This is a genomic window from Halorubrum sp. 48-1-W, assembly GCF_003287355.1.
In the GTDB taxonomy this organism is placed as follows: Archaea; Halobacteriota; Halobacteria; order Halobacteriales; family Haloferacaceae; genus Halorubrum.
The window spans coordinates 14,442-38,949 of record NZ_QMIM01000023.1; the positions used below are offsets into that span (position 1 = coordinate 14,442).

At 68.1% G+C, this 24,508-nt stretch carries 26 protein-coding genes; 9 read left to right on the forward strand and 17 right to left on the reverse strand.

Going from position 1 to position 24,508, the window contains the following annotated elements:
* Positions 1–69: 69 nt before the first annotated feature.
* The 6 genes from DQW50_RS11485 to DQW50_RS11515 all read left to right on the forward strand — a co-directional run bounded on the left by DQW50_RS11485 (position 70) and on the right by DQW50_RS11515 (position 3,584).
* Positions 70–711, forward strand: a complete 642-nt coding sequence (locus DQW50_RS11485; protein WP_112079418.1) for a halocyanin domain-containing protein — start codon at positions 70–72, stop codon at positions 709–711.
* Positions 708–1,097: a hypothetical protein gene (locus DQW50_RS11490; protein ID WP_112079419.1), complete on the forward strand. Its 390-nt coding sequence runs from the start codon at positions 708–710 to the stop codon at positions 1,095–1,097. Before DQW50_RS11485 ends, DQW50_RS11490 begins: the two co-directional genes overlap by 4 nt.
* A 7-nt stretch (positions 1,098–1,104) precedes the next feature.
* On the forward strand, positions 1,105–1,914 hold the full coding sequence (locus DQW50_RS11495) for a cytochrome bc complex cytochrome b subunit (RefSeq protein WP_112079420.1): 810 nt from the start codon (positions 1,105–1,107) through the stop codon (positions 1,912–1,914).
* Between the two features lie 4 nt (positions 1,915–1,918).
* A complete protein-coding gene (locus DQW50_RS11500; RefSeq protein WP_112079421.1) occupies positions 1,919–2,707 on the forward strand; it encodes a cytochrome bc complex cytochrome b subunit in 789 nt (262 codons plus the stop codon).
* A gap of 225 nt (positions 2,708–2,932) precedes the next feature.
* Positions 2,933–3,307 (forward strand): hypothetical protein, encoded by a 375-nt coding sequence (locus DQW50_RS11510; protein ID WP_112079474.1) that lies wholly within the window; start codon positions 2,933–2,935, stop codon positions 3,305–3,307.
* A 4-nt stretch (positions 3,308–3,311) separates the two neighbouring features.
* Positions 3,312–3,584: a hypothetical protein gene (locus tag DQW50_RS11515; RefSeq protein WP_112079422.1), complete on the forward strand. Its 273-nt coding sequence runs from the start codon at positions 3,312–3,314 to the stop codon at positions 3,582–3,584.
* Between the two features lie 455 nt (positions 3,585–4,039).
* Here the strand turns inward: DQW50_RS11515 and DQW50_RS11525 are convergent, their stop codons facing one another.
* Together DQW50_RS11525 and DQW50_RS11530 are read right to left on the reverse strand one after the other, a co-directional pair.
* On the reverse strand, positions 4,040–4,483 hold the full coding sequence (locus DQW50_RS11525) for a hypothetical protein (RefSeq protein ID WP_112079424.1): 444 nt from the start codon (positions 4,481–4,483) through the stop codon (positions 4,040–4,042).
* Between the two features lie 14 nt (positions 4,484–4,497).
* Positions 4,498–5,256 (reverse strand): NAD(+)/NADH kinase, encoded by a 759-nt coding sequence (locus DQW50_RS11530; protein WP_112079425.1) that lies wholly within the window; start codon positions 5,254–5,256, stop codon positions 4,498–4,500.
* A gap of 147 nt (positions 5,257–5,403) precedes the next feature.
* Here DQW50_RS11530 and DQW50_RS11535 point away from each other — a divergent pair, with 147 nt between their 5' ends.
* Entirely contained in the window at positions 5,404–6,708 is a 1,305-nt protein-coding gene (locus DQW50_RS11535; protein WP_112079426.1) for a M28 family peptidase, read from the forward strand.
* Positions 6,709–6,728: 20 nt separating this feature from the next.
* Here the strand turns inward: DQW50_RS11535 and DQW50_RS11540 are convergent, their stop codons facing one another.
* The 10 genes from DQW50_RS11540 to DQW50_RS11585 form a co-directional block, all read right to left on the reverse strand.
* Positions 6,729–7,400, reverse strand: a complete 672-nt coding sequence (locus tag DQW50_RS11540; protein ID WP_112079427.1) for a DUF420 domain-containing protein — start codon at positions 7,398–7,400, stop codon at positions 6,729–6,731.
* A 647-nt stretch (positions 7,401–8,047) separates the two neighbouring features.
* A complete protein-coding gene (locus tag DQW50_RS11545; RefSeq protein WP_112079428.1) occupies positions 8,048–9,094 on the reverse strand; it encodes an NAD(P)-dependent glycerol-1-phosphate dehydrogenase in 1,047 nt (348 codons plus the stop codon).
* 74 nt (positions 9,095–9,168) lie between these two features.
* Positions 9,169–9,861 carry a LysE family translocator gene (locus DQW50_RS11550; protein ID WP_112079429.1) on the reverse strand — a complete coding sequence of 231 codons (693 nt, stop codon included), beginning with the start codon at positions 9,859–9,861 and terminating at the stop codon, positions 9,169–9,171.
* Positions 9,862–9,917: 56 nt separating this feature from the next.
* Complete coding sequence (locus DQW50_RS11555) at positions 9,918–10,577, reverse strand: metal-dependent transcriptional regulator (protein ID WP_112079430.1); 660 nt, start codon at positions 10,575–10,577, stop codon at positions 9,918–9,920.
* A gap of 32 nt (positions 10,578–10,609) precedes the next feature.
* A complete protein-coding gene (locus tag DQW50_RS11560; RefSeq protein WP_112079431.1) occupies positions 10,610–12,436 on the reverse strand; it encodes a cobyric acid synthase in 1,827 nt (608 codons plus the stop codon).
* Positions 12,436–13,173 carry a cob(I)yrinic acid a,c-diamide adenosyltransferase gene (locus DQW50_RS11565; RefSeq protein ID WP_112079432.1) on the reverse strand — a complete coding sequence of 246 codons (738 nt, stop codon included), beginning with the start codon at positions 13,171–13,173 and terminating at the stop codon, positions 12,436–12,438. Before DQW50_RS11565 ends, DQW50_RS11560 begins: the two co-directional genes overlap by 1 nt.
* Positions 13,174–13,238: 65 nt before the next feature.
* Positions 13,239–13,511, reverse strand: a complete 273-nt coding sequence (locus tag DQW50_RS11570; RefSeq protein ID WP_112079433.1) for a hypothetical protein — start codon at positions 13,509–13,511, stop codon at positions 13,239–13,241.
* Positions 13,512–13,581: 70 nt separating this feature from the next.
* Positions 13,582–14,598 (reverse strand): aldo/keto reductase, encoded by a 1,017-nt coding sequence (locus DQW50_RS11575; protein WP_112079434.1) that lies wholly within the window; start codon positions 14,596–14,598, stop codon positions 13,582–13,584.
* Between the two features lie 98 nt (positions 14,599–14,696).
* Positions 14,697–15,245, reverse strand: coding sequence for a GNAT family N-acetyltransferase (locus tag DQW50_RS11580; protein ID WP_112079435.1), 549 nt, complete (start codon positions 15,243–15,245; stop codon positions 14,697–14,699).
* Positions 15,242–15,610, reverse strand: coding sequence for a universal stress protein (locus tag DQW50_RS11585; RefSeq protein ID WP_112079436.1), 369 nt, complete (start codon positions 15,608–15,610; stop codon positions 15,242–15,244). The genes DQW50_RS11580 and DQW50_RS11585 overlap by 4 nt, the downstream gene beginning before the upstream one ends.
* A gap of 117 nt (positions 15,611–15,727) precedes the next feature.
* Here DQW50_RS11585 and DQW50_RS11590 point away from each other — a divergent pair, with 117 nt between their 5' ends.
* Together DQW50_RS11590 and DQW50_RS17875 are read left to right on the forward strand one after the other, a co-directional pair.
* Positions 15,728–16,483, forward strand: a complete 756-nt coding sequence (locus DQW50_RS11590; RefSeq protein WP_112079437.1) for a DUF5806 family protein — start codon at positions 15,728–15,730, stop codon at positions 16,481–16,483.
* A gap of 40 nt (positions 16,484–16,523) precedes the next feature.
* A complete protein-coding gene (locus DQW50_RS17875) occupies positions 16,524–16,706 on the forward strand; it encodes a hypothetical protein (protein WP_157964862.1) in 183 nt (60 codons plus the stop codon).
* Between the two features lie 18 nt (positions 16,707–16,724).
* Here DQW50_RS17875 and DQW50_RS11600 read toward each other — a convergent pair whose 3' ends face one another.
* The 5 genes from DQW50_RS11600 to DQW50_RS11620 all read right to left on the reverse strand — a co-directional run bounded on the left by DQW50_RS11600 (position 16,725) and on the right by DQW50_RS11620 (position 24,387).
* A complete protein-coding gene (locus DQW50_RS11600; RefSeq protein ID WP_112079438.1) occupies positions 16,725–18,446 on the reverse strand; it encodes an aldehyde ferredoxin oxidoreductase family protein in 1,722 nt (573 codons plus the stop codon).
* A gap of 112 nt (positions 18,447–18,558) precedes the next feature.
* Positions 18,559–19,218 carry a hypothetical protein gene (locus DQW50_RS11605; protein ID WP_112079439.1) on the reverse strand — a complete coding sequence of 220 codons (660 nt, stop codon included), beginning with the start codon at positions 19,216–19,218 and terminating at the stop codon, positions 18,559–18,561.
* 25 nt (positions 19,219–19,243) lie between these two features.
* A complete protein-coding gene (locus tag DQW50_RS11610) occupies positions 19,244–20,554 on the reverse strand; it encodes an amidohydrolase (protein WP_112079440.1) in 1,311 nt (436 codons plus the stop codon).
* Positions 20,555–20,716: 162 nt separating this feature from the next.
* Positions 20,717–22,147 carry an aspartate aminotransferase family protein gene (locus DQW50_RS11615; protein ID WP_112079441.1) on the reverse strand — a complete coding sequence of 477 codons (1,431 nt, stop codon included), beginning with the start codon at positions 22,145–22,147 and terminating at the stop codon, positions 20,717–20,719.
* Positions 22,148–22,938: 791 nt separating this feature from the next.
* The gene (locus DQW50_RS11620) at positions 22,939–24,387 is read right to left on the reverse strand and encodes an aldehyde dehydrogenase family protein (protein WP_112079475.1); all 1,449 of its coding nucleotides are present in this window, start codon (positions 24,385–24,387) and stop codon (positions 22,939–22,941) included.
* Positions 24,388–24,508 lie beyond the last annotated feature (121 nt).

Sequence of the window (24,508 nt, forward strand, 5' to 3'; positions counted from 1 at the left end):
CCTTACTATCCGCCCACCGATCGAGGATAGTCGGTGGGTTTAAGCGCACCCCGTCCTGAGTGAACCTGTATGAAAAGGCGGGAATTCGTGCGAACGGCCGGCGGCACGACCGCCGTGGTCGCGGCCTCGGCCGGGGCGACCGGGACGGCCGCCGCACAGGAGGTGCAACCGGACTGGCCGAGCGGTGCGGCGGACGGGAACGGTGGATCCTACGAGGACCTCCGCGGCGAGAGTGAGGTAACCATCTCGGTGGGGGCGGGCGACGACGGGCTCGCGTTCGACCCCACCCTCGCGTGGGTCGACACGGGGACGACCATCACCTGGGAGTGGACCGGCTCCGGCGGCGCACACAACGTCGTCACCGTCGACGGTGAAGCCGACCTCGACAGCGGCGACGCGGTCGACGAGGAAGGGTACACCTACGAGTACGAGACGAGCGAGGACGACGCCGGAATCACCCACTACCACTGTGTTCCCCACGACGCCGTCGGCATGCACGGCGGCATCGCCGTCGGCGAGGACGTCGCCACGGTCGAGACGGGCGGGGCGAACACCGGCTGGCCCGAGGACATCGCCGACGTCGGGATGCCGCTTCACGCCCACTGGGTCGGCGTCTCCGCCGGCCTCGGCGTCGTGCTCACGATGATATTCACGTTCTACATGCTGAAGTACGGCGAGTCCGCACACACCGGTCAGGGGGGGAGCCGATGAGTTCGAGCGGCTCCTCGTACGGCGACATCCACCGGTACGAGCCCGCCAGGGAGAGCACCGCCGCCGCCATCGCGATCGTGCTCCTCACGATCATCGAGGTCGTGTTCGTCTTCCTGTTCGTCTACGGGCTCATGTTCTCCTGGGCGTCGACGGAACCCGGGAACATGTTCATGGGCGCCCTGCTCGCACTGATCTTTTTGGATCTGGCGTTCATACTGTTGTTGTACCGGAAGGAGTTCCTCCCCGACGTGATGATCGTCAAGAAGCGGCGTCGGAAGTGGGAGGACCTCTACGTCCGCGAGGAAGAAAAAGACGGCGTGGAACTGGACGCCGGCGACGCCTGGGATACCGTCAAGCGGGCGGTGTACCCCTACTACAAGAAGTGATCAACCAATGAGTCTTAAAAAGAACGACGAGATGGACCACAACGCGTGGCTCAAAACGCAGGATTTGACGGTCATCGAGACCGCGTTCCTCACCACGCTCATCTGGGTCGACAAGCGGCTCCGCATCGTCGACTACCTCGAGCTCCTGGAGACGATGTACTACCGCGCGAACCTCCAGATGCCGAAGAGCCACACCGAACAGTACGACCTCGACAACAAGTTCTGGTACTGGTATCCGCTGTACTCGCTCGGGTCGCTTTCGGTTCTCGCCTACCTCGTCGCGGCGGTCTCCGGCGCGATGTTGGGCTTCTACTACTCCCCGTCGACGGCGGGAGCCGCCGCACAGGGCGACCCCACCGCCGCGTACGACTCGGTCGTCCTGATCCTCCAGGACGTCCAGTTCGGATACATGCTCCGGTCGATCCACAGCTGGGCGGCCCAGTTCATGGTCGCAGCGGTGTTCCTCCACATGCTGCGCGTCTACTTTACCGGCGCGTACAAGGAACCCCGCGAAGTCAACTGGATCCTCGGCGTCGTGTTGATCGGGTTGACCCTCTTCTTCGGGTTCTCCGGGTACGTCCTCCCGTGGAAGCAGCTGTCCTTCTGGGCGGCACAGATCGGCGTCGAGATGGCGCTCGCGACCCCGATCGTCGGGGAGTGGGCGGCACAACTCCTGTTCGGGGGGTTCACGCTCGGGCAGGCGACGCTCGTGAGAATGTACATCCTGCACGTGTTCGTACTGCCGTTCGTGGTGACGTCGCTCATCGCGCTCCACATCGGCATCGTCTGGGTGCAGGGGATCGCGGAGCCGCACTAAGTCAATGACCGACGACAACGACCCCATGACGGACGGTGGAACCGACGAGGAAGCGCGCACCGACGGCGGCCCGCCGGCGACGGTGCCGCCGGACGACGAGACCCCGACCTGGAGCGAGCGCAAGGAGCACTCCCAGGGGCTCGCCCAACTGACGTACCAGTACTTCGAGCGATCCCGCCGCGAGGACGAGGACCTGCGCGCGGAGTCGACGTACGTCGAGCGCGACGTGTTGGGGTTCCCCGCGTGGCCCCACGAGACGATCCGCAACCTCGCGATCGCGAGCTTCTTCGTCGGCATGCTGATCTTCATCTCGGCGCTGATGCCGCCGCACTTCGGCCACCCGGCCAACCCCGGCTCGACGCCGGCGATCATCCTGCCCGACTGGTATCTCTACTGGTCGTTCGGGCTGTTGAAGCTCAACCCGCTGAATCCCTCGCTCGCGGTGCTCGACGGCAACATCCTGCTCGGAAACGAGTTCCTCGGGATCATCGCTCACGGGATCGTCTTCGGCGCGATCGCGCTCGTTCCGTTCCTCAACAAGGGGAGCGCGCGGCGGCCGGTGGAGGAGCCGTTCTGGGCAGCCGTCGGGATGACGGGCGTCGTGCTGTCGCTCACGCTCGCCGCGCTCGCGATCCAGAACTTCTTCCCGTTCGAGCTCGACCTGCTCGTCACGCTGACGTTCCTGTTGCCGGTGCTCTGTGGGATCATCACCTACGCCGTCCTGAAGACGATGCGGGAGGGGTACATGTACGACCTCAACCGTCGGTACTACATGCTCCGCCCGCCGAAGTAACGCCCGACCACCCCCATCCGTCCCGTTCTTTCCATGCCTGATACCGACGACTCCGTCGACCGTGACGACTCCATCGACCGCGACGACTCCATCGACCGCGACGACTCTATTGACCGCGACGACTCGGTCGGCCGGGACGACTCGGTCGGCCGGGACGACTCGGTCGGCCGGGACGAGTTCGACCGCCGGGCCGAACACCAGGCGGTCGACGCGACCGGCGACCCGATCGCCGTCGACGACGAGGCGGACCCGCGGAACGAGCCCGTCGGCCCGCGGGTGGGGCCGAACGGGCGGGAGGTCGTCGTTCCGCTCCGACTGTACAAGACCGTCACCGCGCTCTCGACGCTGGCGGCCGTGGTGACGTACCTCGTCGGGTTCGTTCTCGTCGACGCCGCGACGCTTCAGGTGAGTATCGTCCGCCGGCTCGTCCTCCTCGCGCTCGACAGTCTCGGGATCGGGCTCGCCGAGGACACGTTGACGGCGTTGCTCGCCGTCGCCGGGGTCGGCTCCATACTGCTCGGAACGGCGGTGTACGTCCTCGGGACGCGGTTCCGCGCCCAGGGAATGGGAAAGCCTCAAGAGGACTCCAACGAAGGGTGATACAATGGCAGACGAGTTCATGAAAGGGCTGGTCCTGTTCAGCCTCGGGGCCCTCGGCTGGATCACCTTCGGCGCGTGGTACCGGACCCCCTCGTACTACGAGGTCGTTCAGCTGGTGAACGCGCCGGAGGGCGTCGAGACGGTGTACGGCACGATCGGGGTCCTCACCGGTGACGTGTTCTACTGGTTGATGATCCTCGGCCCGCTGACCTTCTGGGTGCTCATCCCGATCAGCCGGGAGCTACGGAGCAGCGTCGACGGCGAGGCCGCCAACTGACCCGTCGGCTGTTCAACTGACCCGTCGACCCCTCGCGTCTTCGAGAGCGAACCGGAGGCTGTCGCCTATCACGATCCGAGATCGTGGTCCGGGTCGGTCACAGTGAACGTTACGTAGATCTGGTGGTCATCCGGACAGCTGACTTTTCGCGTCTTCGTGCCGTCGTGTACGTCCGTGCTCACCGATCGGTTCGCATCGGTCGTGACGTCCTCAAGCGATGCGTCGCGCGGGATCCCGAGTAGCGCCGTCTCGCCACATCTTGGACAGTCTATTTTCATAGTCGGGATATCCAGTCACGGCACGAAAAAAGTACAGTAGGATTACTTATTCTACTGACCCGGAGTTCATCGACGATAAATCACGGTTTGTCTGACACGATAGGCGGTCGAGCCGCTGGATCCGTCGCAATAGTTGGCGGTACCGAGAACTCGACGGTGAAACGGGGAACCCGCTTTTCAGGCCACGATCGCCTGGTTCCAGAACCCCTCGACGAGGAAGAAAAGCGAGTAGTACGACGCGTACAGCAACACGAGCCCGGAGGTGACGATGGCGCTTTTCGGCGCTTCCACGCTCATGTCGTTGCGGGCCTCGACGTTGCGGGCCTCGAACTCGAACAGGTCGGCGATGATCATCGTCACCACGAGGAACGAGAGGATGGACCCCCCGGTCGGCTGGTGGACCGCGAACAGGAAACTCAACAGCGCGAGTCCGAAGTTCGTGACGGTGTGCGGACCGTACTGTTCGACGGCGTCCCGCTCTTCGGCCTGTTCGACGTGCTGTCTGTGCGCGAGGTGCCGAGTCCCCATGTTTGCGACCGCCATCACGAGGATCGCGTACGGCAACGCCGGACCGACGGCCGACAGCCAGCCGAACGGAACGAGGAACTGCAGTGGATCCATACCGATCCCTCCGTTCACGAGTTATTAGAACCTTTCCGATCGGTGCTCGGATCCGGCGGGGACCGATCGGGGATCCGGAGCGTCCGAACCCGGTCGACGACCTCGACCCGGACCGGCCGTCCGGGGGTCACGATCCCCCGTCGGTCGCCGTCGACGAGGAGCGAGACGGGTTCGGCGTCCCGCCGAACCGAGACGGTCACGCCCTCGGGGACGACCCACGCGTTGCTGCGGGTCGTGAAGGGCGCGATCGGGACGACCGCGATCCCGCTTCCGGCCGTAAGTAACGGTCCGCCCGCCGCGTTGGCGTAGTGATCGCTCCCGAGCGGCGTCGCGACGACGACGCCGTCGGCCCGGAAGTCGGCCTCCCGACGGTCGCCGAGATCGACCGCGTACTCGGAGATGCGCGCCGGCTCGTCCGTGACGAACCCGACGTCGAAGGCGGCTCGGTGGGCCGTCCCGTCGCTCCCGACCGAGAGGACGGGCTGTTCGACCCGCAGTGCGTTCCCCCGTATCACCTCGTGGACCGCCTCCCGGAGGCTCGCCGACCCGACCGCGTCTCCCCTCTCGCGAACGGGAAGGATCGGGGCGTCGGCGCCTCCCGGCGAGGAACCGACGATGGCGTCCCGAACCGCCTCGTCGCCCACGGCGAGGACGGCCTCCGCGGTTGCGGGGTCGTCCGTCCGTCCGCCGGCTGACCGGACGGCACGCCGGACGCGGTCGACGACGGACTCGTCCGCGCCGACGACGGCGACACGGGACACCGGATCTCCCATACGCGGAGGCTCCGCACGGGACGATGGAAAAACCCCCGGTTCCGGTCGAGATCGTGACCGCCCTCGAAGACGCCGCGAACCGACGGACGACGGACCGGATTCTCCGCTTCCCGAACCCTCAAGCGGCGGCGCTCACATCGGTGACCCATGACAACGTGGATCGGTGAGACGTTCACGAGCGACGCGGGATGGTCACACCTCGAGACGCTCGTCGACATCGGGAACCGAATGGCCGGCAGCGACGGCGAGCGTCGCGCCGCGGAGGCGACGCGCGACGCGCTGGCCGAGGTCGGCGCGCGTGACGCGCGGTTGGAGTCGTTCGACATCCAGGGGTGGACGCGGGGGTCGTCGGCGATTCACGCCGGCGACACGGCCCAGGACGCCATCGCGCTCCCGCGGAGCCCCTCGGGCGACGTCACGGGCGAGTTGGTCGACCTCGGCTACGGCCTGCCGGCGGACTTCGAGCGGGCGGACATCGAGGGTAAGGTCGTGATGGCCGCCTCGAACGTTCCCGACTACTACGACCGGTTCATCCACCGGCGGGAGAAGTACTACTACGCCGTCGAGGGTGGCGCGGCCGCGTTCGTCTTCCGGAACCACGTCGAGGGGTGTCTCCCGCCGACGGGGAGCGTTGGAACCGCGGAGGCGCCGATCGGCGACGTCCCCGCCGTGGGCGTTTCCAAGGAGGTGGGCTCGCGTCTCACCCGGCGGTTCGACGGCGAGGACGTGACCGTCGAGGTCGACGCGGAGGCCCACGACGCGACCAGCCACAACGTCCACGCCGACCTCGGCCCGGACACCGACGAGGCGATACTCCTGACGAGCCACGTCGACGCCCACGACATCGCCGAGGGCGCGGGCGACAACGGGGCCGGAACCGCGGTCGTCCTCGAGGTCGCGAAGGCGCTCGCCGCACGCGAGGCGGAACTGGACACGCGCGTCCACTGTCTGGTGTACGGGGCCGAGGAGGTCGGCCTGGTGGGATCGAGCCACGACGCGGCCGAACGCGACCACGACGAAATCAAGGCGATCGTGAACAACGACGGCGTGGGCCGCGGCCGGACGCTGAAGTTCTACACGCACGGTTTCGACGAACTGGACGACGCCGCCGAGGCCGTCGCCGACCGCTTCGACCACCCCGCGGGAACCGTCCCGCGGCTGGGCCCCCACAGCGATCACTGGCCGTACGTCCAGTGGGGTGTCCCGGGCTACCACGTCATGAGCGAGACGGGGACCGAGGGGCGGGGATGGGGCCACACCTTCGCGGACACGCTCGACAAGCTGGAGGTCCGGAACCTCCGCGAGCAGGCGATCCTGCTGACGGAGCTCGTCGTCGACCTGGCGGACGACGGCACCGAGATCGACCCGCGCGAGCCCGAGGAGATCGCGGCACAGCTGGAGGACGAGGACCTCGCTGCGGGGATGAAGATCATCGGCGACTGGCCGTACTGACGGCGGACGGGAACGCCGCGTCAGACGACCGGAGCGAGCGTGGCAACGAACGAGAGGACGGGCGGGAGGAGGACCGAGGCGGTCTCGGTCGCCGTTTCGGCCGCCTCGAACGTCGAACCGTAGACGTGGTTCAAGAGGAGGTAGGTGACGACGCCCAACACGAGCGAGAGGAGCCACGCGCTCGCCGCGATCCGGCCGACCCGCGCGTGGGGCGTCTCGTTCCTGAGTTCGCGTTCGGTGTGGGTGAGCCCGAGCAGGATCGCGTAGAGGACGACCGGGACGGAGACGACCGAGAGCACGATGTGGACCGCGAGCATGACCAGGTACGCGTAGTAGGCCGGGTCGGGGCCGACGAAGTACTTCGTCCCGCCGCCGGCGACCTTCGGGAGGTACATCCCGAGGAAGACGAGGATGAGCACGAAGGAGGTCGTCATCGCGGCCGCGTGTTTTCTCATCTCGTCGTTGCGGATCCAGTACCATCCCAGCGAGAGCGTGACGATCGTGACGGTGTTGACGACAGCGATCGTGTGGGCGAGGAGGTCGACCGTTCCGCGGGTCAACTCGGGAAACAGCGCCTGGAACTCCGGAACGAGGAAGACGCCGCCGACCGCTCCGTAGCCGACGATCGTGAGGAGCACGGTGAGCGCGCCCGCCCGGTCTTTGAGGCGGGTGCGCACGCTGGAGGTTGCCATGTGATCCGATCGGTCCGGGACGCTAATCCGTCTTCGGGTTCCGGGCCGGGATCGTGCGATGGGTGTCGGGGTCGACTGCGGGATGGGGGCCGGGTCGGCGGAACTGGCGGAGGTGCCAATGGGACCTCACTCGAGGGGTCGACGTCCTTCACGCGTTCCGTTCGCGAAGACCGGATCGACACGGCCGGTCGACGAGAGCTACTTATAAAACAGGTCATGTGATCGAGGATACGTCGTTGCTGGCGCGGTGAAGGCGACCGTGGAGACCACCTCCAAATCCCAAGCTGTTCGGTTCTACAGAGCAACGAGCGCGACTTCGGAGACCACCTCCAAAGCCCCAGCCACGAGGAGCGCGCACGTTCGTTGCGGTCCTCGGTCGTTCGCGATGCTCACTCCCTGCGGTCCTTACGTCACCTGCGCGCTCCTCGCGACTGCCCCTTTGAGCCCCACCCCGCACAGCCCCGCAACCGCACCTCACGCCTCCCCAGCCTCGTCGGTGGTCCTTCGCTTCGCGTCGGACCACCGACTCCCTCGCGCGGGCTCCTCGCGGCCACCGGCCGCTCGGAGGCACGCGCCACCGCAGAATCGTTCGTTCCTTCACCTGTACTGACCGAGCCGCAACCACGAACCGACTCGTCGGTCTCTCCTCAGATCACGTCGGTCGCGGTCGCGACCTCGATGGCGGCCTCCTCGTTGATCCCGCCCTGGAGGATGGTGTAGCGGTCGCGGATCTCGTGGGCGCTGGTCAGCGCGGCGATCAGCTCCTCGTCGTCGACGCCGAGGTCCGCCGCGGTCGTCGGCGCGTCGAGCTCGCCGAGGGCCTCGCGTATCGCGGCCCACTCGCCGTTCTCGCCGCCGTGGAGGTACTCGGTCAAGATCGAGGCGACGCCGACCTGGTGGCCGTGGAGCGCCTTGCCGGGCGCGATCCGGTCGAGCTGGTGTGAGATGAGGTGTTCCGCGCCCGAAGCGGGCCGCGAGGAGCCCGCGATGGACATCGCCACGCCCGAGGAGACGAGCGCTTTCACGACCACCCACGACGACTCCTCCAGTCCGGGCCGGATCATGTCGGCGTTCTCGACGAGTAGCTCGGCGGTCATCTCCGAGAGCGCGCCCGCGTACTCGCTGTACTCCACGTTCCGGAGCCGCCGGGCGAGCCGCCAGTCCTTCACGGCGGTGTAGTTCGAGATGATGTCCGCACAGCCCGCGGTGGTGAGCCGCCACGGCGCGTTCGCGAGCAGTTCGGTGTCGGCGACGACCGCGAGCGGCGGGTCGGCGGCCACCGAGTGGCGCGTGTCGCCCTCGGGGATCGACGACCGCCCCGAGACGATGCCGTCGTGGGAGGCGACGGTCGGGACGGAGACGAAGCCGACGCCGAGGTGGTCGGCCGCCATCTTCGCGATGTCGATCGGCTTGCCGCCGCCGAGCGCGATCAGGTACCCGGGATCGACTTCCTCCGCGGTCGAGGTAAGCTCCTCGACGGCGTCGAAGGAAGCGTCCTTGACGATGGCGGTCGCGGGGTCGTCGAACTGCGCTCGAACCCGGTCGCCGGCGATCGCGTTCGGCGTCGGGCTGGTCACGATCAGGGCCCGCCCCGTGAGGTAGAGCTCGCCGACCGCGGCCCCGAGGTCGTCGAGGACGCCGTGGCCCACGAGTACGTTCCGGGGGAGCTTGATCCACGTGGACTTCTCGAACATACGGATCGCTCACGCCGGCGGGTCAAAGCCGTTGTCCATGCGGACGCCGGTCCCGAGGCCCAGCCGTCGACCCGTCACCACGCGAGCACCGCCGTCGTCGCGTCGTACAGGAAGTAGACGCCGAAGCCGCCGAGCACGAGCGCCGAGCCGACGGCGACGACCGGCCCGACCGCCTGGATCCGCTTCTCGGCCGCGGCGAGGCTCATCGGGAAGAGCGTCACCCAGCTCAACACGCCGAGGAAGAACCCGCCGAGGAGCGCCGGCGAGCCGGTCGACACGACCAGCGCGCCAGAGAGTTCGTCGCCGACGAACGGGAGCGGTGCGAGGACGTCGAGTTCGCCGGGACGCAACATCCCGACGCCCACCGTGAGCCAGAACAGCACCTGGAACGGGTTCGTCAGCGCCAGCGCGAGCGCCTTCTGAAACCCCTTCCCGTCCTCGACCATGGGGGTCTCGCCGGCGGTCGGCCGGAAGGAGGCCCGCGCGTCGCGTGCCGTGCCGACCGCGAAGTAACACATCAGGCAGCCGCCGACGCCGACCATGGCGGTCTGGAGCTGCGGGACGGACTGGACGAACGAGACCACGCCGAGGTACGCGAGGACGAAAAAGAGGAAGTCGGCGGTCGCCGCGCCGAGGCCCGCACGGGTGCCGGCCGGCCACCCGCGCAGGACCGCCTCCTCGGCGATAACCGCGTTCATCGGCCCCGGCGGGGCCGCGAGCGCGAGCCCGAAGACCGCGCCGACGGCGAGGGTGGCGACCGTGTTCACGTCAACTCACTGGCGGGATCGCGTGAAAAACCTCACGGACCGCGGGTCCTCGCCGACTACTCGGCGTCCTCGACGCGGATCGATCGGGCGACCTCGGCCGGGAGGCTCTGTTCGCCCGCGGGCGTGCGGACGGTCACCATCCCGAACGGCGCGACGTCGACCACCTCGACCGTGGTTCCGGGCGTGATCCCCGCGTCGGCGAGGTAGTCGAGCTCCTCCTCGTCGCGGTCGGAAACTCGGGTGACGACCACGTGGTCGCCCTCGGGGTGGTCCGAGAGCCGCGGGCCGCTCCCCTCGTCGATGGGTTCGAGGTCCGCGCCGGGGATCGGGTCGCCGTGGGGGTCGACCTCGGGGTCGTTGAGGGCCTCCGCGACGCGCCGTTCGAACTCCTCGGAGATGTGGTGTTCCAGCGCGTCGGCCTCCGCGTGGACGTCGCTCCAATCGTAGTCCAGCTGGTCGGCGAGGAACGCCTCGAGCAGGCGGTGATGTCGGACGATCTCGAGGGCGACCGCCTCCCCCTCCGAGGTGAGCTCGACGCCCTGGTACGGCTCGCGCTCGACGAGCCCCCGATCGACCAGCTTGCCGAGCATGTCCGTCACCGACGGCGGCGTCTTTCCGAGGTACTCGGCGATGGCGGACGTCGAGACGGGGGGACCCTCCTCCGCTTGGAGGACGTAGATCGCCTTGAGGTAGTCCTCCATCACGTCGCTGAGCATTTATATACGTTTGCGCGAGACGGCCCAAATACCTACCGGGAACGAGCCCGCGCCGGAGCGTTCGTCGGTAGCCCCAGCGCGTCGAGGTCGACGTGTTCCCGGAGCAGGTCGGCCGCCCGGTCGTAGGGGTCACGAGGGGCGCCGGGGCCGTCACGGGAGTCTTCGGGGCCGTCACGGGAGTCTTCGGGGCCGTCCCCGGAGCCGGCCGGTCGGTCGCGGACGCGGTCGACGTCGGGGTCCAGACCCGCGGTCTCGCGAACGCGCGCGACGAACCCCCTCCGGACGGCGTCGTTCTCGAAGAGCCCGTGGAGGTACGTCCCGAGGACGTCGCCCCGGGCTGTGCCGAGTTCGACGCCGGCCCGGCCGCCGGCGGGCTCCGAGAAGGGCGTCGTGAGCGCTGCGGTCGCCGCCTCCGTCCCGGCCACCCGACCCGTCTCGCCCATGTGGATCTCGTAGCCCGCGACGTCGAGGACGGTCCCGTCACCGGTACTCGACGTCGCGGTCGCCGCCACGAGATCGGTCCGGTCGGCATCCAGCCGTAAGTCGCCAGCGACGACGCGTTTCTCGGCCGAGAACGTGGTCTCGACCGGGAGCAGCCCGAACCCCTCGACGACGCGGGACACGTCGTCGTCGGCGCTCTCGACGCCCGCGTTCGTGATCCGCTCGCCGAGCAGTTGGTACCCCCCACAGAGGCCGACGACGGGGCCGTCGAACGCGCGGAGGGCGTCGTCGAACCCGGCCTCACAGCAGGCGTGGAGGTCGTCGACGGTGTTCTTCGTGCCCGGGATCACGACCGCGTCGGCGTCCGCGAGGTCGTCCTCGAGCGGCACGTACGCGACCCTGACGCCCGGCTCGGCTGCGAGTGGCTCGACGTCAGTCGCGTTCGAGATCCGCGGAAGTCGGGGAACCGCGACCGTCACCGCGTCGGCGTCGGCGACCCCGTCGTCCGCGCCGCGGACCCCGCGCTCGCCCCGGTCGGGGAGCCCGACGCTGTCCTCCTCCGGGAGCCCCGGGTCGTCGTAGGGGACGACGCCGAGGACCGTGACGTCGGTCCGTTCCTCGAACGTGTCGATCCCTGGCTCGAGGAGGTCGCGGTCGCCCCGGAACTTGGTGATGACCGCGCCGACGACGCGATCTCGAAGGTCCGCTGGGAGCAACTCGAGCGTTCCGACGAGCGACGCGAAGACGCCGCCGCGCTCGATGTCGGCGACGACGAGGACTTCCGCGCCCCCCGACGGCCCCGTCGCCGCGGACCGATCCGCGTCCTCGAACAGCCGCGCCGTCTCCACGTTCGCGAGGTCGCGGTCGTGGAGGTTGATCTCGGCTATCGAGCCCGCGCCCTCCGCGACCACCACGTCGTTGTCGGCGGCGAGCCGCCGGTGGGCGGCCGCCGCGGCCGCGCGCGCCTCCTCCCATCGCCCGCCGTAGTAGTCCGCGGCGGTGGCGTGGGTGACCGCCCGCCCGTTCACGACGAGCTGGCTCTCGCCCGCGCCGCGGGGTTTGAGCAGAACCGGGTTGTGGTCCGTCTCCGGCGGGACGCGGGCGGCGCGCGCCTGAGCGTACTGGGAGACGCCCACCTCGCCGAACGCCGCGTCGACGCCGGCGCCGGGCGAGACGGGGACCGCTCGGGCGTTGTTCGACATGTTCTGGGCCTTGTAGGGGGCGACGGAGACGCCGGCGTCCGCGAGGTGCCGACAGAGCCCGGCGGCGACCGTCGACTTGCCGACGTGGGAGGCGGTGCCCGCGACGAGGAGCGTCCGGGCGGCGGCGTGTGGGTCGTCGACTGTATCCGGGTCGTCGCCAACGCGCGCCTCGTCGACCGCGTCCGGATCCTCCCCGTCCGCCGACCCGGGTCCCATCAGTACTCCGTGCCCTTCCGGGCGCGCTGGCCCGCGTCGATCGGGTGTTTCTCCTTGCCGACCCGGGTGATCAGGTCGGCAGTGTCCGCGAGGTACGATGGACGCTCGTGGCTCCCCGTGAGGACGAGTTCGAGCCCGTCCGGCTTGTCCTCGATCAACCCGAGCACCTCCTCGGGGGAGACCAGCCCGCGGTCGACAGCGTAGAGTATCTCGTCGAGGATCAGCATGTGGACGCCGGCCTCCGGCTCGGCGTCGAGCGGGATCGGCGCTCCGAGGTCGGCGTCCGCGGCGGCGTCGACCAGCTCGCGTGCGCGGTCCAGGCCGGCCCGGGCGTTCCGCTCGTGTTCGTCGTCCGCGGAGCCGTCGGCCAGCCCGTGCCAGCCGTAGTGGCCGGTGTTCTCGAAGGAGTAGCCGGGTATCGCGCGGATCGCGTTGTACTCGCCGCGGACGGCCTCCACGGAGTCCGCGCCGCCCTTCATGAACTGGAGCATGTGGACGCGGTAGCCGTGTCCCACAGCGCGGGCGCCCATCCCGAGCGCGGCGGTCGTCTTTCCCTTCCCGTCGCCCCACCACGCCTGGACGAGCCCGAACTCCTCGGGCGCGCTCGCCTCGATCGGGTCCGCGTCCGGGGTGACCCCACGCCCCGGCGTGTTCGCCCGGACCGCGTCACGGTCGTCCGTCTTCCCGCCGTCCGTCCGTCGGCCGTCCACGTCCCGCTCGGGTCTTTCGTCGTTCATACGGGTCCGTCGGTGCCGACGCCCTTGAATCGGTGCGGTCCGCGTCGACGCGGACCCTCGGTCGATCACTCGTCGTGAATGAACACCAGCCGGCGGTCTTCGGTGTTACAGATACACAGCTCGATCCCGTCGCGGGTCGCGCCGATCCGTTGCCAGCCGTGGTCGCTGACGAAGAGCGTCTGGAACACGCCGAGGTCACACTCCGGGTTCGGACAGCCGACGCCGGCCGCGTTCTTGTACACCGTCGTGCCGCCGCCGGAGCCCTGTCGAACCAGCCCGTCGGTCAGCGAACGGAACTCCTCGGCCGACATCGCTCCCGTCGTGTCATCCTCGCTCATGCTCTCGCGTTCGCAGTCCACGATATAAAAACGACCCGCCGGTCGGACCCGCGTCGACCGCTCGTGTCGATCAGTGCCCCCACCGGCGACCGTCCTCGTCGTACCGCGCGTCCGTGATCCGGTCGTGCTGGTCGGCGGTGATCGACACGTCCACAGCGCCGAGGTTCTCCTCCAGTTGGTCGACCGTCCGCGCGCCGACGATGGGCACGCAGGTGAACGCGTCCTGGTCCATGAGCCACCGCAACGCCACCTGTGCGGGGGTGGCGTCGACCTCGTCGGCGACCGCCCGGACCGCGTCGAGCACCTTCCAGCCGCGCTCCGACAGATAGAACCGTTCGAACCGCTCGTCGAAGCTCCCGCGGGAGCCGTCCGGGGCCCGCACCGACTTCGGGTCGTCCGGGTCCGCGCGGGTGTACTTGCCCGTGAGGAAGCCGCCCGCGAGCGGCGAGTACGGACAGACCGCCAGGTCCTGATCGGCGGCGACCGCGAGGTACTCCTCGACGTCCTCGTAGTAGCCGGCGTGAAACAGCGGCTGGGTCACCTCGAAGCGCTCGTAGTCGTTCACGTCGGACGTCCAGAGCGCCTTCGTGAGCTGCCAGGCCGCCATCGTCGACGCGCCGAGGTAGTTCACCGTTCCGTCCGCGACGAGCCCGTCGAGCGCCGACAGCGTCTCCTCGATGGGCGTCCCCTCGTCCCACCGGTGGATGTAGTACAGATCGAGGTAGTCGGTGCCGAGCCGGTCGAGCGTCCCCTCGATCTGGTTCCGGACGTGGGTCCGGGAGAGCCCCGACCCGTTCGGGTGGGAATCGTCGAACCCGAAGTACACCTTCGAGGCGAGTACGTACTTCTCGCGGTCGCGGTCGGCGAGCCAGTTGCCGACGTACTCCTCGCTCGTCCCGTTCGGGTCGCCGTAGACGTTGGCGGTGTCGATGAAGTTGCCTCCGCGGTCGGCGAACGCGTCGAGCAGGTCGTGGGCCCGCTCCTCGTCCGTTTCGAGCACGCCCCCGGTCCTCCGCCCGAAACGCCACGTGCCGAAACAGAGGTCGGAGACGCGGGTTCCCGTCGATCCCAGCCGGCTGTAGTCCATACGGACGGGTCCACGGCCCGGCGTAAAAACGTGGTCTCCCGGGCCAAACGCGCGTGGTCCGGTCGCGATCCCGTGGTTCGGATCGGACGACGGGTCGTTCACTCTTCGTCGCTCGACTCGTTCAACCGGAGCGCCATCTCCAACTCGAAGCTCTCGGCGTTGGACGTCTCGAAGCCGATCTTCTCGTATAACGACACCGCCGCGCGGTTCCACCGCTCGACGGTGAGCCACACCTTCTCTACCCCCTCGGCCTGTCCGTGGCCGAGCAGGCCGCGGATGAGGCGCGTTCCGATCCCGGCCTCCTGGTACGTCTGGTGGACGAATATCGCGAGCTCGTAGGCGTCGCCGTCGGGGACGAGCGTCGCGTGGCCCGCCACCTCGTCGTCACACCAGGCGATCACGTTCAGACAGTCGTCGGCGAGGATCGCCTCGAGCCACGTGCGGACCCGCGATTCCCCGCCCGGCGGGATCCCCTGTGCGCGGTCCGACGGGTCGAAGGCGGTGTACATCGACACCAGCGCCTCCTCGGCCTCCGCCGACCCGTCGTAGGCGCGTATCTCGACCTCGCGGCCCGTCCGGTCGGTGAACGCGATCGGCGGCGACTCGAACCGGTCGGCCGTCGTCTCCGGGTACCGTCGGTCGTTCATCTGACCAGCGTAACCGACGTCATACTGTTCAACAGGACGAACTCGGCGATCGGGCCGATGGTGATCTTCCCCATCGGGCTGGTCCGTCCGCCGCCGAGGACGATCTCGTCGAACCCCTCCCGTTCGGCGATGTCGACGAGCCGGCTCCCGGGGTCGCCCTCGACGCGTCGGACCTCGGCGTCGATCCCGGCCTCGTCGATCGCCTCTTCGGCCCGCTTCGCCACCTCCTCGACGGCGACGTCGGAGTCCGGGTTCTCCACGACCGCCACGGTGAGCTCGTCGCCGGCGACCGCGGCGCGGTCGACCGTCCGCTCGAGCGCCCGGAGCGAGTCGTCGCTTCCGCCGATCCCACAGAGCACCTTCATGTCTCCCACCTCGCGTGCCGGTCTAAAAAGGGTTCGCCGTGCGGGACGGAGACCGGCTCCACGGGGGTCCCGACGCCACCCACAACCCTTTCATCCGCCCGTCGAGTGTGGTGGAACATGACCGATCCTTCCGGCTCCCCCGCCGACCCCGCCGACTCCGGAGCCGATACTGCCGATGCTGCGCCGGCCGACGCGGACCTCGATGGCGACGGCGGCGACACCACGGATTCCGACGCCGACACCGCCGCCGGCGACACGGATTCCGCCGACGCCGAGGACGTCGCCGCCGGCGACACGGATTCCGCCGACGCCGAGGACGTCGACGCCGCCGACGCCGAGGACGTCCCCCGCGACGTGCGCAAGTACGAGCGGTTCAAGAAGATGGACGGCGCGCGGTACGAGCGAGTCAACGAGTTCCTCCGCGACCGGACGTACATCACGGCCCGCGAGTGGGCGATCGCCCGGCTCTGTGCGGACTTCCGGACGGAGACCGGCGTCGAGATGACGAAGATCGGAGAGAACCTCCCCGAACTCGTCCCGTTCATGACCGACACCTACACGCCACAGGCGGTCAACCAGGCGCGGTACTCCTTCGAGGAGAAGGTGACGAAGGCGGGCGCGACGTTCCTCTACGGCGCGATGTCCGGCTTCTTCACCGCGGAGGACTTAGACGAGATGATGTACGAGGTGACGGAGGTCGCGAAGTTCCTCCTGGAGGTCGAGGGGGTCGACCTCGCGGTCGCCGACGAGCTGGAGGCCGAAGACAGGATCAGCGAGGTGATGCGCGAGGTCCGAACCTCCTCGGCCGACCTCCGCGGCGAGGAGGTCCGCTGTCCGGAGTGCGGCCACGTTCACGAACCGTCGGAGCAGTAGCCCTGGACCGGTTCCCGGAGGCGCTCGACGGGCTCCGGTCGTGATCGTCGACACCGACGGCGTGGTCCGCGCCGCCAACGCCCGCGTCGAGGTCGGCGCGCTCGCCGACGGCTCGGGGTCCGACGTCGCCGACGACGGGGGTAGCGCGCGCTTCGAGAACCACAGCGTCGACTCCGCGACCGTCGTGGGGATCGTCCGTGATCGGACCACGGGCCGTCCGTGATCGGGTCGCGGACCCCGTTCAGTCGTCGGCGGTCCCGGCGGACCGTCCGACGACGCCGTCGTCGTATCCGGGAACCGTCCCGTCGTCGTTCCAGCCGCGGATCTCGTAGTACTCCGAGAGCCCCTCGTCGAAGCCCTCGATCTGGTCGACGTACGGGAGCGTGTCGTCGGCCCGGTCGAAGCCGCGGGCGTTGTTGAACGCGCGCTCGAGTTCGACGATCCGACCGCCGAGATCGACGAGGTCCTCGTAGTCGGCGTCGAGGAGTGCCCCGAGTCGGTCGTCGGTCACGATTCCCCGCGAGAACTTACAGATGACCGCGGAGTCGAGCACCGCGTTGCGGTTCTCCTTTTTGACGAGCTTCGGCGGTTTCCCCTCCAACCCGCTCGGGTCGAGCGCCTCCTCCTTGCTCACGAGGGGGTACTCGTACGGGTAGAACTCGCCGTACATGTGGTCGGCACCGCGGTTCGCGGTCGCGAACGCGAGCCCCTGGCCGTTGAGTTTGCGTCCGTCGTGGCCCGAGAACGCCATTCCCTTGACCGTCCAGTCCTCCGCGCCGAACTCCTCGTGTGCGCGGTGGACCCCCTCGGCGAGCTTGTCCCCCACGCCCTCGCGGTAGGCGATCTGCTCGACCACGGAGCGGACGAGTTCGGCGTTCCCGAACTCGTCTTCGCTCTCGAGGAACATCGACACCACGTCCCCACACGAGATGGTGTCCATCCCGAGTTCGTCACACAGCTCGTTGGCCGCCATCACGTCGACGACGTCGTCGACGCCGGCGTTGCTCCCGAACGCCATCACGGTCTCGAACTCCGGCCCCTCGGTTTCGATCCCGCGGTCCTCGTCGCGGGTCGGGAGCTTGCAGGCGAACGCGCAGTTCGAGCAGGTGCCCTTCTTGTACTTCTTCTCCTCGACGCGGTCCCCGGAGATCCCCGACGCGCCCTCGAAGGACCGCTCGGAGAAGTAATACGAGGGGAGGGCGTCGACCTCGTTGGCCAGCTCCGTCACGCTCGCGGTCCCCTGTCGTTTCATGATCGAGTCGGAGGTCGCCGCCTCCCGGTGGACGTCGCCGGCGTCGTCGGGCCAGTCGAGGTCGATCTCGGCGTCGGCGTCGCCGTCGAACGTGAGCGCCTTCACGCCCTTCGACCCGAGCACGGCCCCGAGCCCGCCGCGGCCGAACGCCCGCGTGTCCGAGGTCATGATCGACGCGAACCGGACCGCGTTCTCGCCGGCGGGGCCGACACACGCGACGTGTTCTGCCCCCACCCCGTGGTCCGCCTCGAACCGGTCCGACACCGCCGACACCTCGGCTTCGGCGAGGTCGGGGACCTCCTCGAACTCGACGGCCGGCGTCCCGTCTTCGTCCGCTTCGCGGACGTGGACCGCGAGTAACTCGTCGCTCGCGCCGACGAGTTCGACGGCGGCGTAGCCCGCTCCGGTGAAGTTCCGCGAGAGGAACCCGCCGGCGTTCGAGGAGCAGAGTCCGTTCGTGAGCGGCGAGACGGCCGTCGCCGACATGCGCCCCGTGTACGAGGTCGTCGAGTACTGCATCGGTCCCGTCGAGAAGAACAACCGGTTCTCCGGGCCGAGCGGGTCGGCGTCGAACGGGATCCGCTCGTAGGCGAGTCGGGTGTTGAGTCCCCGTCCTCCGATGAACTCCGAGAGTACGTCGTCGATCGGTTCCGTCGTAACCGTCCTGTCCGTCAGGTCGATCGAGAGGAGTTCCCCCTGGGCGTGTTTCATACCGATCCCTACGACGGCCAAGCGATAAAACTTCAGGTGACTCGCGTCCTCGCGGGTCGCGAAGGGGGAGAGAAGGCGTCGACGGTGGAGGTCCCGACCCCGGTGTCCGTCCTCAGCGCCGGTCGCCCGTCGTCAGCTCCTCGACGGTCCGGTCGCGCCGGTCCTCGCTCTCGCGGATCTCCGAGACGAACTCGTCGACGCGCGATTTGATCCCGTCGCGGACGTCGTCGGGCGCGAACTCGTCGGACATCGACAGCAACCGGACGAACGCCCGGAGTTCCTCGTCGGTTATCCGCTCGAACTCGTCGGCTTCGATCTTCGCTATCACCTCGTCGACGTCGATCTGGCCGACCGGGTCGACGTTGAACTCCACCCGGACCATGCGGTAGTCGGAGCCCGCGAGCCGCTGTTCGGACTTGGCGACGCCCTCCGAGAGCATGTCCTTGAACGGGGTCACGTACCCCATCGTCCCCAGGTGGAGGAACGCGAGCATGTCGGTGATCCCTCGCGTGTACGCCTCGTGGTCCTCGTCGTCGGGGTCGAAGACTGTCTTTCGGTCGCGGTCCTCGAGACACTCGTACAGGATGCTAAAATCGAGTATCGCGTTGCGAACCCGGCGGCGGATCCGGTTGCGCTTCTGTTTTCTGGAGTGTTCGGTGTAGTCGGTCTTGCGACCGAGGAGGAAATCGCGGTCCGAGGGGGTCAAGATCCCGCGGGGTCGGTCGGCGTCCGCCGCCGTTTCGAGCGACGGGGGTAGCTCGTCTTCGGACATACCCGAAAACCGGAGACTCAGCGGATTAATGGTTGTGGTCGGAACAGTCCCCGTCCTCCGACCGATCGGCACCCAGAGCCGAGACCACCTCGGTCAGGAGTTCGACCCCGACGTCGAGCGCTCGCTCGTCGAGGTCGAACGTCGGCGTGTGGTGGCTGGTCGGGTGGTCCGCGCCGACGACGAGGTACAGCGCCCGCCCGCCGTTCCCGTGGACGCGGTCCATGAGGAACGTCGCGTCCTCGCTCGCCTCCAGCGGGGCCTCGGGAACCACCTCCTCGATCGACGGTACCGTTCGAGCCACGTCCGCGACGAGTTTCGCGAGCGTCGGATCGCCGTCCACACGGATCGACTCGCTGATCCGGCGGATCACCACGTCACACTCGTGAAGCTCCGCGGCAGCGTACAACACCCGCTCGAGTTCCGTCCGCATGTACTCCATCAGCGCGGTGGTCTCGCCGCGGACCTCGCCGTCGAGGGTGATCTCCTCGGCTATCACGTTGCTCGCGCTCCCGCCCTCGACGCGGCCGAAGTTCACCCGCGTGAGCCCGTCGCCGTGGCGGGCGATCCCGTAGGCGTTCTGGACCGCCGTCGTCATCGCCTGCATCGCGTTCGTCCCGCCGCTCGGCTCCTTGCCGGCGTGCGCGCTCGCCCCCTCGAAGGTCGCGTTGATGTGCGCCATCGCGAGCGGACGGGTGGCGTTCGCGACGACCGTGCCCGTCGGCCGTCCGAGTCCGAGGTGGAACGCGAGCAGTTCGTCCACGTCGTCGACGAGCCCGCCCTCGGCCAGTGGTTTACCCCCGCCGGCGATCTCCTCGGCCGGCTGGAAGAACACCTTGAACGTGCCTCGGAAGTCGCTCGCTTTCACCGCCTCGAGCGTTCCGAGCGCGATCGTGGGGTGCGCGTCGTGGCCGCAGGCGTGCATGTACCCCTCGTGTTCCGATCGGAACCCCTCGTCCGCCGGTCGGTGACCCGCTGTATCCGACTCCGGGATCGAGACGCCGTCCATGTCGACCCGCAGCCCGACCGTCGGTCCCTCGCCGTTCCGGACGGTCGCGACCGCGCCCGTGTGACCGCCCGCGGTCGACTCGAGCAGGGCGGGGTCGACGCCCGCCGCAACCGCCCGGTCGCGCCACTCGTCCAGGGTTTCCTCCGATGGGACGGCCATCCGGTGGTCCGAGGAGAGCGCCTCCCGCCCGATCGCCAGCTCGTCGACGCCGATCCGCTCCAGTTCCTCGACGATCCGGGCCGTCGTGCGAAACTCACACCAGCCGGGTTCCGGGTGTCTGTGGAACGCCCGCCGGATCGACGAGAGTCTGTTCCGCACGTCGTGGGACATCGTTTCACAGGCGGTATGCCGTGAACGTATTTAAGAGAATCAGTCGGCGATTACGCTCGGTCGGCGATTACGGCTCGGTCGGCGGGTGCCCGCCCCCGACTCGGACCGCTCGATCCCGCCGGACCGCCCGATCTCGGCCGATCGGCCCCGGCAGTTTCGGGACTACCGCGACGCGGCCGTCTCCGCGGTGACGCTCTCGATCGCCTCCTCGATCACGTCCAACGCGGCGTCGGCCAGATCGCGGGTCAACACGAGCGGCGGCAGGAGCCGGAGGACGTTGCCGTGGCGTCCGGCCGTCCACACGAGGACGCCGTGCTCGAAGCAGTACTGCTGGATCGCCTCGACCGCGTCGCCGTCGGGGTCGCCGTTCGCGTCGACGAACTCCGCGCCGATGAACAGCCCGCGGCCGCGGACCTCACCCAGGCGGTCGTTGCCCTCGCCCGCGGTCCGCAGGCGGTCGCGGATGTGTTCGCCGAGGTCGCGAGCGTGTGCCAGCAGGTCGTGTTCCTGAACGTACTCGATCGCGCGGGTGCCGGCGCGCATCGCGACGACGTGCCCGCGGTAGGTGCCGGCGTGGCCGCCGGCGTCCCACGTGTCGAGGTCCTCGTGGTAGATCGTCGCCGAGAGCGGGAAGCCGACGCCGCCGAGCGCCTTCGCGGTCGTCATGATGTCGGGCGTGACGCCGTGCCACTCGCTCGCCCACCACTGGCCCGCGCGGCCCATGCCGCTCTGGATCTCGTCGAACATGAGCGGGATGTCGTTCTCGGTAGCGATCTCGCGGAGCCCCTTCAGGAACCCCTCGGGCGGGACGATGACGCCGCCCTCGCCCTGGATCGGCTCGACGAAGATCCCGGCGGGGTTCGCGAGTCCGCCGTAGGGGTCCTCGATGATTTCCTCGACCTCCTTGAGTGCGCGGGCACACGAGAAGGACTCACAGCACTCGCCGTCGGCGACCGGACAGACCGAGCCGGCGTTGCCCGACTCCTCGCGGTCGATGAACGGCGAGGGGTACTTCGCGTGGACCACGTCGGGTAGAAGCGGCGTGTAGTCGTCCTTGAACCCCTTGTTCGAGGTGAGCGACATCGCGCCGGAGGTCGCACCGTGGTAGCTCCCGCGGAAGGCGATCAGGCCGTCGCCGCCGGTGTTGTACTTCGCGAGCTTGATCGCGGCCTCGACCGCGTCGCTGCCGGTCGGACCGCCGAAGACGACCCGGTTCTGGCCGCGGAGCCCGGGCGGCGCGATCTCGTCGAGCTTCTCGATGAGGTCGAGACGCGCCTCCGTCGGGAAGTCGACGGTGTGGACGAGCTTCTCGGTCTGCTCTCTGACCGCCTCCAGCACGTACGGGTTCGAGTGGCCGACGTTCAACACGCCGATGCCGGCGAACATGTCGATGTAGGTGTTGCCGTCCGCGTCGCGGATCGTCGCGCCCTTCCCCGACTCGAACGCGACGGGGATGTCCTCGGGGTACGCGACCGCGCTGCTGTCGATGCGCTCCTGTTTGTCCAGCAGTTCCCGGCTCTTCGGGCCCGGAACCGAGTCGACGTTCGGCGCGTCATCGAAGTGGATCTCCTCGATCGGTGGTCCTGCCGTCATACGTACATCCACGGCGGTGGCCGTTATATAAGTTATCCACGGATACGGAAACCACCATATACGAAAATCGATATCAAGGTAACCGGTCGGTTCGTCGCTCGCCTCGTCGTTTCCGGGCGTTCCTTCGTCCCGTCCAGGACGGAGCGTTCTACGGAGTTAGATACTCACAAAAATTATAATAACACAAAATTATCAGTTACAATATATTTTAATACGTTACTCGTCGTCGATCTCGTGACGTCGTCCAACGGCTCCCTGAAAAGAGATCGATCGACGCTACCGCCTGATAACCTTCTGAAAGTAACAACATCGCGAAAGGAAGCCCTCCGAACATGGGACGCGAGCTGGTGAAGGGACGTGCTTCTCTGTGTTCACGCCGTCAATGACGTTTCGTTTACCATCGGAAACGCTCCGGTCGGTCTCAAAGGGTAATCTACATTTCCAAGTATTTATCTAATTCTTACACTTATCAGTCGATTATATCTTTATATTAAACTTTTATTTAATATGTTTGAAATGAACATCACCGTCTACTAGCACCGTGTTACCGACGACTTCCCGTCATCGACGGGGCTCGACGGCCCGCTTTCGATCGTTTTCCGTCAATAATATCAGTTCCCAGTATTATATATTATCTTGGGTATTGGCTAACCCGAGACGATCCAGCGTCGTCACACCTGCGGGCACCCCCTCGTCGACGGTCGGGTGAACAGCCTCCCGTCGTCGGGCGGGTGAACGTCTTCCCGTCGCCGGGGACGATCCGATCGGAAAGGTGACCTGTGGCACGACGTTCAGTAGTTGTCGTACACGGTTCGTTCGATGGTGTAGAACTCGAGACCTTCGTCGCCCTGCTCGCGCCACGTCTCGGAGGAGGACCGTTTGACGCCGCCGAACGGGACGTGGAGTTCGACGCCCGTCGTCTTCTCGTTTATTTTCACGACGCCGGCCTCGATCTCGTCGACGAACCGGTTGGCCTCGCCGTGATCGTCGGTGACCACGCTCGCGGAGAGGCCGTACTCGACGTCGTTCGCGACGGCGATAGCCTCGTCGAAGTCACCGACCTCGATGACCGCGATGACCGGGCCGAACACCTCCTCCTGGGCGATCCGCATGTCGGAGGAGACGTCGGCGAAGACGGTGGGTTCCACGAAGTGGCCGGTCCCGACCGCGTCGCCGTCGGGAGTGCCTCCACCGGCGACGAGCGTCGCGCCCTCGTCTACGGCGACGTCGACGTACTCCAGCGTGGACTCCAACTCCTCGGCGCTGACCTGCGGACCCATCTCGTGGTCGTCGCCCGGCCCGACGTCGATCGATTCGGCCCGCTTCACCAACTCGTCGACGAAGGCGTCCGCGACGTCCTCGTGGACGATCGCGCGCGAGCAGGCCGTACACGACTGCCCGGTCGTGCCGAACCCGCCGGCGGCGACGATCTCGGCGGCCTCCGCCGGGTCGGCGGACGCCGTCACGACCGTCGGGTTCTTCCCGCCGAGTTCGGTCTGGACCCGCTTGCCGGCCGCCGTCGCCTGGCGATACACCGCCTCGCCGACCCGTCCGCTGCCGGTGAAGGAGACGGCGTCCACCGCGTCGTGCTCGACGAGTTCGTCCCCGAGCACGCTCCCGGGCCCGGTGACGACGTTCAACACGCCGTCTGGAAGCCCCGCCTCGTCGAGCGCCTCGGTGACGGCGAGCGCGACGCCGGGCGCGAGCGACGCCGGCTTGAGGACGACCGCGTTGCCCGTCGCGAGAGCGGGGGCGAGCTTCCACGCCGGGATCGCGATCGGGTAGTTCCACGGCGTGATCAGCGTCGCGACGCCGACGGGGTCGACCCGCGTGTACAGGTTCACGTCGCGGCCGCTCGACGCCTTCCGTGTCCCGCCCAGATCGGCCGCCTTCGAGCCGAAGTAGTGGAACACGTCGATCGCCCGCCGTACCTCCCCGGCCGCCTCCGGGCGCGCCTTCCCCTCCTCGGCGATGAGCCGGTCGGTGAGGGATTCCTCGCGTCGCTCGAGGGTCATCGCGGTCTCCCGGAGGATCCGCCCGCGTTCGGGAGCCGGCGTGTCCGCCCACTCGCTCCGTGCGGCGGCTGCCGCCTCGACCGCCTCCACGGCGTCCGCGGCGCCGGACTGCTGGTACTTGGCGACGACCTCGTCGGGCTCCGCCGGGTTCCGGACCGCGACCGTCTCGCCGGTCGACGCCGTGATCCACTCCCCGTCGACGTAGTTTCGGTTGGGATCCGCCATCGTCATCAACACTCCCGACGTTCGTATCATTCTTTCGGTGATCCTCCCGACGGTCGATACGGGGGCCATGGCTTCCCACGGGAGGGTCAACGGGTCGACCGATCGCCGCCGGGACCGGCGG